Origin of the sequence: Nonomuraea rhodomycinica, assembly GCF_013363995.1 — a bacterium.
Taxonomy (GTDB): domain Bacteria; phylum Actinomycetota; class Actinomycetes; order Streptosporangiales; family Streptosporangiaceae; genus Nonomuraea; species Nonomuraea rhodomycinica.
In genome coordinates, this window is sequence record NZ_JABWGO010000003.1 from 330,579 (window position 1) to 344,804 (window position 14,226).

The 14,226-nt window shown below is 76.2% G+C and carries 11 protein-coding genes; 5 read left to right on the forward strand and 6 right to left on the reverse strand.

Annotation, left to right across the window (positions count from 1 at the left end):
• Positions 1 to 57 precede the first annotated feature (57 nt).
• Positions 58 to 2,412, forward strand: coding sequence for a S9 family peptidase (locus HT134_RS17295; RefSeq protein ID WP_175601396.1), 2,355 nt, complete (start codon positions 58 to 60; stop codon positions 2,410 to 2,412).
• 106 nt (positions 2,413 to 2,518) lie between these two features.
• Here HT134_RS17295 and HT134_RS44720 read toward each other — a convergent pair whose 3' ends face one another.
• Positions 2,519 to 6,328, reverse strand: coding sequence for an AfsR/SARP family transcriptional regulator (locus HT134_RS44720; protein ID WP_217707975.1), 3,810 nt, complete (start codon positions 6,326 to 6,328; stop codon positions 2,519 to 2,521).
• Between the two features lie 209 nt (positions 6,329 to 6,537).
• On the opposite strand from HT134_RS44720, the gene HT134_RS17305 reads away from it, so the two are divergent.
• Complete coding sequence (locus tag HT134_RS17305) at positions 6,538 to 7,728, forward strand: aminotransferase class I/II-fold pyridoxal phosphate-dependent enzyme (RefSeq protein ID WP_175601397.1); 1,191 nt, start codon at positions 6,538 to 6,540, stop codon at positions 7,726 to 7,728.
• 46 nt (positions 7,729 to 7,774) lie between these two features.
• Here HT134_RS17305 and HT134_RS17310 read toward each other — a convergent pair whose 3' ends face one another.
• The 3 genes from HT134_RS17310 to HT134_RS17320 are packed head-to-tail and all read right to left on the reverse strand — an operon-like array spanning position 7,775 to position 9,788.
• The gene (locus tag HT134_RS17310) at positions 7,775 to 8,809 is read right to left on the reverse strand and encodes a patatin-like phospholipase family protein (protein ID WP_175601398.1); all 1,035 of its coding nucleotides are present in this window, start codon (positions 8,807 to 8,809) and stop codon (positions 7,775 to 7,777) included.
• Positions 8,806 to 9,198, reverse strand: a complete 393-nt coding sequence (locus tag HT134_RS17315) for a hypothetical protein (RefSeq protein ID WP_175601399.1) — start codon at positions 9,196 to 9,198, stop codon at positions 8,806 to 8,808. The genes HT134_RS17310 and HT134_RS17315 overlap by 4 nt, the downstream gene beginning before the upstream one ends.
• Complete coding sequence (locus HT134_RS17320; RefSeq protein WP_175601400.1) at positions 9,192 to 9,788, reverse strand: TIGR03086 family metal-binding protein; 597 nt, start codon at positions 9,786 to 9,788, stop codon at positions 9,192 to 9,194. Before HT134_RS17320 ends, HT134_RS17315 begins: the two co-directional genes overlap by 7 nt.
• Positions 9,789 to 9,896: 108 nt before the next feature.
• Here HT134_RS17320 and HT134_RS17325 point away from each other — a divergent pair, with 108 nt between their 5' ends.
• Positions 9,897 to 10,502 (forward strand): TetR/AcrR family transcriptional regulator, encoded by a 606-nt coding sequence (locus HT134_RS17325; protein ID WP_175601401.1) that lies wholly within the window; start codon positions 9,897 to 9,899, stop codon positions 10,500 to 10,502.
• A 49-nt stretch (positions 10,503 to 10,551) separates the two neighbouring features.
• Here HT134_RS17325 and HT134_RS17330 read toward each other — a convergent pair whose 3' ends face one another.
• Complete coding sequence (locus HT134_RS17330; RefSeq protein ID WP_175601402.1) at positions 10,552 to 11,055, reverse strand: GNAT family N-acetyltransferase; 504 nt, start codon at positions 11,053 to 11,055, stop codon at positions 10,552 to 10,554.
• Between the two features lie 77 nt (positions 11,056 to 11,132).
• Between HT134_RS17330 and HT134_RS17335 the strand changes: the two genes are divergently transcribed.
• Both HT134_RS17335 and HT134_RS17340 read left to right on the forward strand, forming a co-directional pair.
• Positions 11,133 to 11,765, forward strand: a complete 633-nt coding sequence (locus tag HT134_RS17335) for a LysE family translocator (RefSeq protein WP_175601403.1) — start codon at positions 11,133 to 11,135, stop codon at positions 11,763 to 11,765.
• Between the two features lie 111 nt (positions 11,766 to 11,876).
• Positions 11,877 to 12,617 carry an SDR family oxidoreductase gene (locus HT134_RS17340; RefSeq protein ID WP_175601404.1) on the forward strand — a complete coding sequence of 247 codons (741 nt, stop codon included), beginning with the start codon at positions 11,877 to 11,879 and terminating at the stop codon, positions 12,615 to 12,617.
• A gap of 148 nt (positions 12,618 to 12,765) precedes the next feature.
• On the opposite strand, the gene HT134_RS17345 is transcribed toward HT134_RS17340, so the two are convergent.
• Entirely contained in the window at positions 12,766 to 14,196 is a 1,431-nt protein-coding gene (locus HT134_RS17345) for a M81 family metallopeptidase (RefSeq protein WP_217707976.1), read from the reverse strand.
• Between the last annotated feature and the right edge of the window lie 30 nt (positions 14,197 to 14,226).

Genomic DNA, 14,226 nt, shown 5'->3' on the forward strand with positions numbered 1-14,226 from the left:
GGGATGCACCGTCTCCCGGGGCTCACGCCCCGACCTCGCAGGAGAGGAACCCCGCCCATGACCACGCCCCGCCTCGACGCCTCCGCGTACCGGACCGCGGAGCAGTTGCTCCGCCACCACCGCCGCCGCCTCGTCCGAGGGGGCGAGGTCACCCCTCACTGGATCGAGGACGGCGCCCGTTTCTGGTACGCGGCGGACACCTCCGACGCCAGGAGCTTCGTCCTCGTGGATCCGGCCGCCGCGACGCGTGAACCCGCGTTCGACCACGAGAAGGTGGCGGCGGCGCTCGCGGAGGCGTCCGGGCAGCCGGTGGACGCCCGCGCCCTGCCGTTCGGCGACGTCCATCTGATCATCGGCACGGCGGGCGGGGCGGTGGAGGCGGTCGAGTTCGCCGCGTTCGGCGCCCCTTGGCGGTGCGCGGCCGACGGCTCGGCGTGCGAGCGCGTCCCCGGCCCGCCCCCGACCGGCCCGCTGGAGGTGCGCTCGCCCGACGGGCGGCTCGCGGTGTTCCGCCGCGGCCACGACCTCTGGCTGCGCACTCTGGAGGACGGCGCCGAGCGTCCGCTGACCACCGGCGGCGACGCCGACCACGACTACGGCGCGAGCCCCGACTACTTCATGTACTCGCCGTTGCTCCAACGCCTGGGACTGCCGCACGCGCCCCCGGCCGCCACCTGGTCGCCCGACTCGTCCCGTGTGCTCACGCACCGCACCCTCCAGGAGGGCGTACGGCTGACGCACCTGGTCGACGCCCTGCCGGCGGACGGCGGCGAGCCGCGGCTGGTGACGCTGCGCCAGCCCTACCCCGGGGACGAGCGGCTGCCGATGGCCGAGCTGGTGGTGCTGGACGTGGCCACGGGCGCCGTCGTGACCGCGCGGGCGGAGCCGGAGGCGATGCCGACGATCTCCCCCGTCCTGCTGGGGTGGGCGTGGTGGGCGGAGGACGGCTCGGCCGTCCACTACCTGAGCCGTTCGCGCGACGCGCGCACCCTGCGGCTGCGCCGGCTCGACCCGGCCACCGGCGAGGTGACCACCCTGGTGGAGGAGACGGGGGAGACCCGGGTCGAGCCGTCGCAGCGGCTCGACCGGCCGCCCCTGGTGCGCGTCCTGTCCGGGCGCGCTGCCGGTGGCGCGTCCGGGCGCTCGGCCGGGCACTCGGCCGGGCGCTCGCCCGGGCGCTCGGCCGGGCAGGAGGTCCTGTGGTACTCGCAGCGTGACGGCTGGGGCCACCTGTACCTGTACGACGCCGGCACCGGCGAGCCGCGCCGCCAGGTGACGTCGGGGGAGTGGGCCGTACAGGAGATCCTGCACGTGGACGAGGACCGCCGGGTCGTCACCTTCACCGCCTCAGGGCTCGTGCCCGACGACCCGTACCGCCGCCAGGTGTGCCGGGCCGGGCTCGACGGCGGCGGCGTGGAGCGGATCACCCGCGACGACCTCGACCACGCGGCCGTCGTGCCGCCCCGCGGCGGGTACGTCCTCGACACCGCCTCCACCACCGGCACCCCGCCCGTGACGTGCGTCCTCGGGCCGGACGGGCAGGTGATCATGGAGTTGGGGCGCGCCGACGTCTCGGGTCTCCTCGCGACGGGCTGGAGCGCGCCCGAGCGCTTCCGCGTCAAGGCGGCCGACGGGCGGACCGACGTGTACGGGGTCCTCCACCGGCCGCACGGGTTCGACCCCGGCCGTCGCTACCCGGTGCTCGACCACGTGTACCCCTTCCCGGCCGTGACCAGGGTGAGCCCGTCGTTCGACCCCGGCTGGCACGGCTACGAGGCCGAGGCGGTGGCGGCGCTCGGGTTCGTCGTGGTGGCCCTGGACGGGCGGGGGACGCCGGGGCGCGACAAGGAGTTCCACGACGCGTCGTACCGGCGGCTGGGCGAGGCCGGGCTGGCCGACCACGTCGCCGCGCTCGAACAGCTCGGCGCCGCCCGGCCGTGGATGGACCTCGGGCGGGTGGGCGTGTTCGGCATCTCCGCGGGCGGTCAGGCCGCCGTCCGGGCGATGCTCGACCACCCGGACGTCTTCACGGTGGGGGTGGCCGAGGCGGGCATGCACGACCTCCGGTACGGGGACCCGGGCACGGCGGAGGCGTACAACGGGCCGTACGACGAGGAGACGTACGCCGCCGCGTCCAACGTGGACCGCGCCGACCGGCTCCGGGGACGGCTGCTGCTCGTCCACGGCGGCCGTGACACGCAGGTCTCGCCGCACCTGACGCTGCGGCTGGCCGAGCGGCTCATCGCCGCGGGCAAGGACTTCGACATGCTGATCGTGCCGGGGGCCGAGCACGTGTTCGCGGGGTACGAGCACTACGTCAACCGCCGCAAGTGGGACTTCCTGGTGCGGCACCTGCTGGGGATGGAGCCGCCGGAGGACCACCGCCTGACCCCGGTACCACCCGGCATGTGACCGGTCCCCGGCGGCTCACCCGCTGCCCCGGGCCCGCACCGGCGGCCCCGGACCGCCACTCCCTGCGCCGGCGTCCCGGGGCCGCCGTCCGCCGGACCTCGCCGCGTCAAGGGCTCAGAGTGGGCGCGACGAGCTCGTCCACCGTCGCGAGCGTCGCGTCGCGGCCGAGCCGCGCGGCCTGCGCGTACTCCTCGTCGCCGAGCAGCCCCCGAACGGCCGCCTCCACCCGCGCCGCGTCGGGCTGCGAGAGGTCCGGCGTGCCCCGCACGGCGCTGCTCGCCGCCAGCAGCCGCGCCGCCTCACGCGGCCGGCCGCGCCGCAGCGCGAGGTCCGCGATGCCCACGAGCAGCAGCGCGACCGCCGGCGCGCTCATGGAACGCGACGCCCAGCGCAGCGCGGCGGCACGATGGGCCCTGGCCGCCTCCAGATCTCCGGCCAGCGCGTCGAGGTATCCCAGCGTGTCGAGCACCATCGCCCGGAACCCCCAGTTGAGCGGCATGCCCCGGGCCAGCTCCTCGGCCCGGGCGAGGTGGGCCCGGGCCGTGCCGGGGTCACCGGCCCACCGGGCCAGCTCCGCCCGGGCGTAGGCGACCGCGACCCGGCCCGCGGGCAGCCCGATCCGCTCGGTGTCGCGCTCGGCCTCGTCCATGGCCGCCCCGCAGCCGTCCCGGTCGCCGCCCAGCCAGCGGTACTGCGCCAGCCTGAGCCGCATCTGCCACGCGGCCTCGCCCGGCACCACCTCGGTGACGACGGCGATGGCCTCCTCGTGGCGGCCGGCCGCCGCCGCCAGGTCGCCCCGCCAGGCGGCCAGCCCGCCCAGCGCGGTGAGCGCGGAGGAGATGCCCCACCGCTCCCCGATGGCCCGGAACCCGGTCAGGGCCTCCTCCAGGGCGGCCTCCGCCCGGGCGTGCCGGCGGCCGGTCTCGATCCAGGTGAGCGCCTGGTTCAGCCGTGCCATCGCCCGTACCCAGGGGTCCTCGTCGGCGAGCAGCGGAGCCACCACGTCGTCCCGGGACGCGGTGAGCCCGCCCGCTCCGCGCCGCGCGCCTGCCCCGCCCGGTCCGCGCCCCGGGCCTGCACCGCTCGGATCGCGTTCGCCGCCCGCGCCTGCCTCGTCCGGATGGGGTTCGCCGCCCGTGCCTGCCTCGTCCGGATGGCGTTCGCCGTCCGCGTCGCCGTGAGGGGTGGCGGGCATGCGGCTCAGCGGGCCGATGAGCCGGGCCAGCGGGTGAGGGCACCAGGTCCGCTCGGCGATGTCCTCCGCCGTGCGGATCCACTCCCGGGCCCGCCGCTCGTCGCCGTGCCCGTTCAACTCGAACAGCGCGGCGACCGCGCACGCCGCCGCCCGCACCCGGTCGTCCCCGGCCGCGCTCCCCGGCTCACCCGGCATGGCGAGCACGTCGGCCGCCAGCCGCGCGCCCTCCGCCTTGTGGCCGCCGAGCGCCCAGTCGAGGAACCAGCACCAGCCCATCGCCGCCACCAGCCGCACCGCGACCTGGGAGTCGCCCGCCGCGAGGGCGTCGCGCACGGCGGAGTCCACGTTCGCGCGCTCGCGGGCCAGCCGGCGCAGCCACACCGCCTGGCCGGCGCGGCGCAGCTCCGGGTCGGCGGTCTCGGCGAACGCGGCGAACCAGTCCGCGTGCGCGCGGCGCACCCGCTCCAGCTCGCCCGCCTCGCGCAGCCGCTCCAGGGCGTACTCCCGGATCGTCTCCAGCATCCCGAACCGGGGTCCCTCGTCGTCGGAGACGACCAGCAGCGACTTGTCGGCCAGCCCGAACAGCAACCCGAGCACGCGCCCACCCCCGCCTGGGGGTTGCTGAGGGGCGTCCGCGCAGACGTGCTCCGCCGCCTCCAGCGCCGCGCAGACGTGCTCAGCCGCCTCCAGCGCCGCGCAGACGTGCTCGGCCGCCTCCAGCGCCGCGCAGACGTGCTCGGCCGCCTCCGGCGCCGCGCCGCCGGAGAAGACCGCCAGCCGCCGCAGCAGCGTCCGCTCCTCCTCCGACAGCAGCTCCCAGCTCCAGTCCACGACGGCGCGCAGCGTACGGTGCCGGGGAAGCGCCACCCGGCTGCCCCCGGTGAGCAGCCCGAACCGGTCGCCCAGCCGCTCGGCCAGCCGTTCCGGGGACATCGCGCGCAGCCGGGCCGCCGCCAGCTCGATCGCCAGCGGCATGCCGTCCAGAGCGCGGCAGATGCGCACCACGGCCGCGGCCGTGCTCTCGTTCACCTCGAACCCCGGGTTCGCCGCCCGCGCCCGCTCGCTCAGCAGGCGCACCGCCGGGTACGCCATCGCCTCGGCGGCCCCCGCGCCCTCCGGCGGGAGGGGGAGGGGCTCGACCGGCCACAGGGCCTCGCCGGTGAGGCCCAGGGGCTCGCGGCTCGTGGCCAGGACGCGCAGGTCCGGACACTCGCCGAGCAGCCGGTCGGCGAGCGCGGCGACGGCGTCGGCGAGATGCTCGCAGTTGTCCAGGACCAGCAGCACGTCCCGGTCGCGGAGGGCCACCGTCAGCCGGTCGGCCGGATCGGCTTCGGGCGCCGGCCCGGCCCACGCCTGTTCCCCGATGCGCAGAGCCGCCAGCACCGCCCGCGCGACCTCGGCCTCGTCACGCACCGGCGCGAGCTCCACCAGCCACACGCCGCCGGGGCTCCGGCCGAGGAACGCGCGCGCCGCCTCTCCGGCCAGCCGCGTCTTGCCGGAGCCTCCCGGACCGATCAGCGTGGTCAGCCGGTGCACGCCGAGCAGCTCGCCGACCCGCTGCAGATCGTTCTCCCGCCCGACGAGGCCGGTCAGCGGTGCGCGTAGATTCGTGAGCTTCATCCGGGCCGCGGTGTCCGGGACCGGACCGCCGCCGCCCGCTCCTCCGGCGCCGCGGTTCCCATCCCCGCCGCCGACCTCGTTCCCGTCCCCCACGCCGTTCCGATTCCCGTCGTGGACCCCGTCCCCGGCTTGTGCGCCGTCCACGGTCGGTGAGCTGGCCGCGACCCGTGCGCCGGCCGCGCCCGCCTCTCCTCGGCGCGCGGAGGCACGGTCACCCCGGGGAACGGCAGCGTGGCCGAGGTCGTCGCCGCGCAGGATCGCGGTGTGCAGGCCGGACAGCTCGGGTGACGGGTCGGCGCCCAGGGCCTCGGCGAGGGCCAGCCGTACCCGCTCGTAGGCCGCGAGCGCCTCCGCCCGCCGCCCCGTCGCGCACAGGGCCCGCATCAACGCCGCCGCCGACCGTTCACGCAGCGGATGCTCGGCCACCAGCGCCGTCAGCTCGACGACCAGCGCGGTCCCGACACCCGCCCCGACGCCCGCCCCGACGCCCGCCCCGGACCCCGCCTCCGGCCAGGCCGGACGCGACTGGGCCGCGCCTGACCGGGCCGCATCGAGCCCGGCCGCATCCGACCACGCCGCACCGGACGCCAGCGCGCGCAGGTCGGCCTCCACCCGGTCCTCCAGCACCGACAGCCGCAGCTCCGACAGCCGGGCCACCGGCGCGGCGAAGAAGTCCGCGCCCGCCACGTCCGCCAGCGCCGGCCCCCGCCACAGGGCCAGGGCCTCGCGCAGGAGCCGCGCCCCGCCCGCCGGATCCGCGGCCATCACCGAACGCCCCGCCGAGGCCAGGCGCTCGAACCGCAGGACGTCCACGTCGTCCGGCCCGGCGTTCAGGCGGTACCCGGCGGGACGGGACTCGATCGGGACGGGGACCGGCGGCAGTGCCCGGCGCAGCCGCGACACCAGCGCCTGCGCCGCGTTGAGCGCTCCCGCGGGTGGACGGTCGCCCCACACCCCGTCCACCAGCCGGGTGACGGGCACCACCCGCCCGGCGTCGAGCGCCAGGACGGCCAGCGCGGCCCGCAGGCGCGCCCCGCCCAGCTCGACGAGGGCCCCGTCGTCCGACCTGACCTCCAGCGGCCCCAGCATCCCGATCCGCACGCCCCGATTCTGCCCGCCTCCGGGCCGTCTCCGCGCTCCGCCCGGGAGGCGCGCTCCGGCTCCGTGCCGTCCCCGCGCGCCGCCCCGGCCGCCGCCCGCACGCCCTCGGTGATCACCACCTGCTCCGCCGGGCCCTCGGCGACGGCGGCTGATCGAGCAGACTTCTTCGCGAATGCCGTACACGGGACCGATCCGGAGGGCGGAAGTCCATGTCCGATGTGTTCGCGAAATGCCGGCTGCCCGGGACCTACCAGTTCGTCAAGGATCTCGGCGTCTATCCCTATTACCGGGCGATCGAGGAGCGGCCGGGCGGGGCCGAGGTCCTGATCGACGGGCGAGTGCTCGTCCAGGCCGGCTCCAACGACTACTTGGGCCTGTCGGGCGACGACCGCGTGAAGGAGGCGGCGGTCGAGGCGACGCGCCGGCTGGGCACGGGCGGCGGCGGTTCGCGCCTCAGCAACGGCTCGCTCGCTCTGCACGAGGAGCTCGAAGCGCGGCTGGCGGCCTTCCTCGGGCGAGCGGCGGCCATGGTGACCAGCAGCGGCTATCTGGCCAACCTCGCCCTCGCGGCGCTCGTCGGGCCCGAGGACACGGTGATCGGCGACCGGCTGATCCACGCCTGCCTGATCGACGCCGTGCGCCTGGGCGGCGCGCGGTTACGCCGCTACCGGCACAACGACATGGACCATCTGGAGCGGCTGCTCGGCGCCTGCGATCCGGGGGCCGGGCGGCTGATCGTCACCGAGGGCATGTTCTCCACCTCCGGCGGCGTGTGCGACCTGCCGGGCATCGCCCGGCTCGCCCGCGCGCACGGCGCCCGTGTCGCCCTGGACAGCGCCCACGACGTCGGCGTGCTCGGCGCGAGCGGGCGGGGTGCGGCCGAGCACCACGGGCTGGAGGACGCGGTGGACGTGCAGACCGTCACCTTCTCCAAGGCTTTGGGCACCGTCGGGGGCGCGGTGGCCGGGCCCGAGGAGATCATCGCCTACCTGCGGCACTACGCGCGGTCCATGGTGTTCACGGCCGCGTTGCCCCCGGCGTGCGCCGCGGCCGCGCTCGCCGCGCTGGACGTCGTCGCCGCCGAGCCGGAGCGCCGCCACCGCCTGCGGGCGGCGGCGCGACGACTGAGCGGGGAACTGGCGGCGATGGGGTACGGGGTCGTCCCCTCCGACCGTCCGGTCATGGCGGTGCCGGTCGGCGACGACCTGCTGTGCTTCCGGCTGTGGCGTGAGCTGTTCGACGAAGGCGTCTTCGCCACCGCCATGGTCGCGCCGGGCGTCCCGCCCGGCCAGGCTCTCGTCCGGGTCAGCATCACCGCCGCCCACACCGAGGCCCATCTCGACCGGATCGCGTCGGCGTTCGCCGCCGCCCGCCGGATGCGGCTGATCCCGGAGACGTAGGGGAACGGGCGCGGGGGACGTTCAGGGGAGAGGCAGCGGGAGACCTTCAGCCGGCGGTGAGCAGCCCGAGCGGGCGCAGCAGCCGGTCGACCGCCGCGCGCCCGGCTTCGAGCGCGGCCCTGAGTGGTTCGCCGTCGCGGGTGAGGCGGCCGATGCGCGGGGTGCCGGGTCCGGGGCGTACGGACAGGACCGCCGGTTCCGCCGGGGCCTGGCCGTCGGCGGGCCGGCCGGACGCCGGCGGGCTCCACCGGTCGTACCGCGTGAGCACCGCGTCGTCGTGCAGGAGGCGGTGGGCGCGCGTGAGGTAACTCCGGTGCAGCGCCTCGGGGTACCCGCGCAGAACGGTCGCGGCGACGAGACGCGCTCCGTAGGAGGGTCGCGCGGCAGGACCGGCGGCCGCCGCCGTCGTGGAAGCCTGGGAAGGCGCGGGCGCGGGACGCGACCGCAGGACCAGCACGTGGGTGGCGCCCTGCGCCAGGGCCGTGCGGTACGGGATCGACTCGGCGAGCCCCGCGTCGTAGTAGCGCCGCCCGGCCAGCTCCACCGGCGGCCCGGCGAGGAACGGCAGCGCCGCACTGGCCCGCAGCGCCAGCCGCAGCTCGGCGGGGCCGGTCAGGTACGGGCGCAGATCGGTGGACCGCCCGGTGCCGACGTCGGTGGCCAGCGGGTGGTACTCGACGGGATGGGCCAGGACGGCGTCGAAGTCCATCCGGGCCACCTCCTGGTACAGGTGCTCGACCAGGTGGCGCACGTCGACCACGGGCCGGCCGCGCAGCAGGTTGGACGGGCGGATCATCGCCCGGGCGTAGCGGGGTTCGGCCCAGCCGGTGAGGTGTTCCGGAGTTCCGCTGAGCAGCCATGCCCCGGTGATGGCGCCCGCGGAGGCTCCGTAGACCGCGTCGAAGGCGTGGGTCACCCCGCTCTCGTGCAGGGCCAGGGCCATGCCGGCGGAGATCGTCCCGCGCATGCCGCCGCCCTCGACGGCCAGCGCCACCCGGTGGCCGTCCTGCCGCCGGCCGGGGCGGCTGCCACGGCGGACCCGGTCGGCGAGGACACGCAGCACCTCGTGCCCGCCGCTCATGGCGTCCTGACCTCTTCGGACAGATGGGCCCGGACCCGGTCCCAGAAGCCGGGATCGCGACGAAGGGCGGTCCAGGTGGTGGACCTGAGCCGTCCCCGCCCGCGGTAGCGCCGTACGACGGCGACGTGATCCGGCCAGGCGACGAACCGGCGCAGGGCCGTCTCGTCCCGCCAGATCGACACCGAGCCGCACCGGCCGCGCAGCGGCTCCGTCCACAGCCACATGCCGACCGCGCCGGGCAGTTCGGGCCAGGCCCGGCGCAGCGCGAGCCCGGCCCGGTAGACGCCGGGCAGGTCGCGCAGCCGGTCGGCCCGGAAGTCGGTCACGCTGACCAGCACCGTGCCGGTGGCGCCGACCGCCTCTCCGGGGGTCCAGCGGCTCCTCAGCACGGCGCCGTCCACGACGGGGAGCGGCCCAGCAGGCCGAGCAGCCGCTCGAAGTCCGGGGCGTCGCCGGGCACCGGAACCCGGGCGTCGAACGCGGCGCCCGGACCGCGGCTCTTCGGGGTGTCCGGCACCCGGGCGGCCACCGCCAGCCCGGCCGCGACCAGCTCGGGGTCGGGCCGGTAGGACACGCCGATGCTCGCGGCGACGTCCCACCCGTGCGTGAGGCAGTCGATCATGTGCATGCCCATGGCGGTCCGCCCGGAAAAGACGCCGAACTCGCGGACCTCCACCTGGCGGTCGTAGGCGTCGGGGGCGGCGAACGCCTTCGCGACCGCCGCCGCGGAGTCCTGGTAGGCGCCGAAGGGGTCGTCCCCGAGGTCGCCGCGGTCCCAGGCCGCCGGCTCGCCCGCGGCGGCGGCGGCGAAGCCGCGGTTCTCGCTCACCATGTGCCGCAGCAGCTCGCCCAGCGTCCACTCGGCGCACGGTGTGGGCCGGTCGAGGTCCACGGAGGTGACCTGGGCGATCGCCGTTCCGGCGAGGTCCATCGCACGCCGGTGCAGAGCCCGCAGGTCCGCCGTCGTGAGGTCGGTCATCATTCCCCCCTTTCAAGTACGAACGTTCGTGCTGAGAATAGAAGCGCGTAGAAAGCGACGTCAAGCGGATATCCTGCACCGAACGTTCGTACCGAGAGGGTGGGGGAGATGCCGGGAAGGCCGCGGGACGAACGGGCCCGCGAGGTGATCCTGCGCCGGGCGGCGGACATCGCCTCGCAGGACGGGCTGGAAGGGCTGTCGATCGGCCGGCTGGCCACGGACCTCGGCGTGAGCAAGAGCGGCCTGTTCGGCTACTTCGGCTCCAAGGAGGAGCTGCAGCTCGCCACGGTCCGCCTCGCCAAGGAGGTGTACGTCGCGGAGGTCGTCCAGCCCGCCCTGACCGTGCCGCCCGGCGTGGGCAGGGTGCGCCGGCTGTGCGAGAACTGGCTGAGCTACTCGGAACGGCGGGTCTTCCCGGGCGGCTGCTTCTTCTTCGCCGTCAACGCGGAGTTCGACGCCCGCCCCGGACGCGTGCGCGACGCCGTCGCCGAGGCCGGCCTGAGCTGGAGCCGCTTCGTGGCGCGCGCCGTCGACGACGCCCGCCAGCTCGGCGAGCTGGCCGGCGACACGGACCCCGACCAGCTCGCCTTCGAGCTCATAGCGTTCATGGAGACCGCCAACGCCGTCTCCTTGCTGCACGACGACCCCCGCGCCTACGAGCGGGCCCGGACCGCCATCGGCGGGCGGCTCGACGCCGCGAGCGCGCGCCGGTGACGCGCGCCGCGGGCCTCCGTGCGGTCAGACGGCGCGGGCCTTCGTGCGGTCAGACGGCGCGGGCCTCCGTGCGGTACGGACGGAAGCCGCGGGCCCGGTAGTTCGGCAGGGCGGCGGGGTTGTCGGCGCTGGAGGTGTGCAGCCAGACGCGGCGGGCCGGACCGCCGTCGCGCGGCGCGGTCGCCCACGCCTGCCGCACGCACAGCGTCAGCGCGTGCCCGCCGAGCCCCTTGCCGACGAACTCGGGGACCAGCCCGAACGTCTCGATCTCGACGTCGCCGTCGTCCTGCGGATGCACCGCCAGCATGCCGGCGATCTCCCCTTCGTACCGGATGAGGTAGTAGTCGTACGGGTCACGCGCCAGCTTCCGCTCCCACTCCTCCGCGGACAGCCGGGCCGCCCGCCAGCCGTACGGGGCGCCGATCCGGGTCTGGACGGCGGGCAGGTCGCGGCAGGTGCGCTCCACCCGCTCCAGGGCGAGACCGGCCACCTCCCGGCCGGGCACGAGCTCGTCGGGGGACGTCATCTCCAGGTACGTGATCGTCGCTTCCATGGGGCGATCCTAGGGAGGTCCTCCGCGCGGCCAGTGCGGGAGATCCCCGACATGTGGCGATATGTCAGGCTTTCGGTATGCCGATCGACACCAACCTCCTCCTGGCGTTCACCCTCACCTCCCTCGTGGCCATGATCGCCCCGGGCCCGGACATGCTGTTCGTCCTCGGGTGCGGGATGCGCGGCGGCGCCCGCGCCGGGCTGCTGGCCACCGCCGGCGTGGCGACGAGCGAGGCCATCCACGTCGCCGTCGCCGCCGCGGGACTGGCCGCGCTGTTCGAGGCCGCCCCCACGGCGTTCACCGTCGTCCGCGTCGTGGGCGCCGCCTACCTCGTCTACCTCGGCGTCCAGATGATCCGCAACCGCGGCGAGGTCGCGCTCGACGAGCGGGCCGGCGGCGCGGGGATGACCGGCCGTCAGGCGTTCCTGCGCGGGCTGGTGACGAACCTGCTCAACCCCAAGATGGTCACCTTCACCATCGCCTTCCTGCCGCAGTTCGTGAGCCCGGCGCTGGGGAACGTGTGGCTGCAGTTCGCGATCCTGGGCGTCGTCCTCATCGCGCTGGAGTTCCTGGTGGACGGGACGGTCGGCGTGCTCGCCGGCCGCATCGGCGGCTGGCTGCGCGCCCGCCGCGCCGCCCGCCGCCGGATCGACGTCGCCACGGGCGGCCTGTTCATCGGCCTGGGCGTACGGCTGGCCGCCGAGCGCTGAGCCGGCCTCCCGGAGGAACCGGCGAGGCGGGGGTGACCTGACGCTCCCGGTGGTACGAACCCGGGGAGGGGTCCCCGCGGGGGAGGGCCCGTTCATCCCACAGGAGCGCATGTGCCTAGCGATGGTTCCTCACGGGTCGCCGTGGTGACCGGCGGCTCCCGCGGCATCGGCCGCGCCAGCGCCCGGCGCCTGGCCCGGGACGGCGTGGCCGTCGTCGTCGGCTACGCGGGCGACAGGGCCGAGGCCGAGGCCGCAGTACGGGAGATCACCGAGGCGGGCGGCGAGGCCGTCGCCGTCCGGGCCGACGTGGCCGACGAGCACGCCGCGGCGGGGCTGTTCGAGGCGGCCCAGTCGTCGTTCGGCGGCACCGACATCGTCGTGCACGCCGCCGGGAAGATGGGCCTGGCGCCGGTCGCCGAGCTGGAGCTCTCCGTCCTGGACGCGCTGTACCGCACGAACGTGCGCGGCACGTTCGTCGTCGCCCAGCAGGCCGTACGGCGGATGCGGGACGGCGGGGCGATCATCCTGTTCTCCAGCTCGGTCGTCGGCCTGGCCTTCCCCGGGTACGGCGCCTACAGCGCCACCAAGGGCGCGGTCGAGGCGCTCACCCTCGTCCTGGCCAGGGAGCTGCGCGGGCGCGACATCAGCGTCAACACGGTCGCGCCCGGCCCGACCGCGACCGACCTGTTCTTCGAGGGCAAGGACGAGGAGACGGTCTCGGCGCTGGCCGCGGATCCGCCGCTGGAACGCCTCGGCACCCCGGCCGACCTCGCCGAGGTCGTCGCGTTCCTGGCCGGCCCGGGCCACTGGGTCAACGGCCAGGTCCTGCGCGCCAACGGCGGCATCGTCTGACGCCGGGACCCCTGCCGGACGACGCGCGGCCGTGCCCCGGACGACGCGCGGTGGACCCGGACGGCGCGCGGTGGACCCGGACGGCGCGCGGTGGACCCGGACGGCGCGCGGTGGACCCGGACGGCGCGCGGCGGGCCCGGCCGCTGCGCTAGAGACCTTCGGGGGTGAAGTCGCGGTCCAGCGGGAAGATCGGCCTGGCGAGGTTGGCGTACGGCAGCCGGAGGAGGTCCTGGTCCACGCCCCCCGGGGTCAGGGCGAGCATCCAGCCGGCGGCGGCCTCGAACAGCTCCGGCTCCAGGTAGCCGATCTTCACGGTGACCACGTCCACGCCGGCCACGTCGACGCCGAGGCGGCGGTAGGACTCCAGCAGCCGGTACTGCATGCGGCGCGAGGTGAGGAACACGCTGAGCCCGCCGACCCGCACCGAGGCCACGCGCCCGCCGTCGGGATCGTCGGCGACGGCCTCCAGCGTGCCCTCCAGCAGCAGCGGCCCCGGCGGGCGGGCGTCGACCCGGCCGCCGGCGCGGACGGCGACCGGCGAGCCGACCGGCAGGTCGGCGATCTCGGCGACGGCCTGCGGGTCGAACAGCGACGCGAAGACGGCGCGGACGGACCCGTCGCGGATCTCCGGCCGGGCCAGCATGCGCTCCACGGCGTAGGTGACGTCGTCGGCGCCTCCGGCGCCGGGGTTGTCGCCGGAGTCGCTGATGAAGTACGGCCGGGCGGCGTCCTTGAGCGCCGCCTCCAGGCACTCGTCCATCGACCCGGTGGGGGCGACGAAGGCGAACTCCTCGCGCGCCTGCCAGAAGGCGCGGGCCAGCTCGCGGGCGGCCTCCTCGGCGGCCTCCGGGTCGGTGCCGGTGGTCACGACGGCGCCGGTGCAGCGCGGCTCGTCGGCCCAGGCGAAGCCGATCCAGATCGCGGCGTCGATGACGCCCGGGCGGGCCTCGATCGCGGGGATGCGGGCGTACAGGCTCCTGGCCGGCTCGACGCGGGTGCTGGTCATCTCGCCGGGCAGCAGGATCGGCACGTGCACCAGCGCCTTGTGCGGGCGGGCGCCGCGGCGCAGGGCCTGCACGAGGTTGCGGGCGGCGCGCTCGCGGGTCTCCCACACGTCCACGTGCGGGGCGGTGCGGTAGCAGGTCAGCAGGTCGCAGCCGGCGAACAGGGTGGGGGAGACGTTGCCGTGCAGGTCCATGGCCGCCGACACCAGCGGCTCGGGGCCGAGCGCCCCCCGGATGGCGGTGATGAGGTCGCCCTCGGCGTCCTGGCGTCCGGCCACGCTCATCGCGCCGTGGAAGTCCAGCAGCATCCCGTCGAAGGGGCCGGCGGACAGGCCCTCGACGATCTCGGCCCGCCAGGCGTCGTACGCCTCGGGCTCGACGGCGCCGCCGGGCAGGGCGCGGGCGTGCACGAGCGGCACCCACTCGACCTCGCGCGCCCACGGCTCGTCGCGCCAGGCGTAGCGGTCCAGCAGCGCCTGGCCGCGGGTGACCTCGAAGTCGGCGGCGCCGCTGCGGTGCGGGGAGAACGTGCTGGACTCGATGTGGATGCCGCCGATGGCGATGCGCAGGGGCACGGTGACTGGACTCCTTCGGGACGGGGCGAG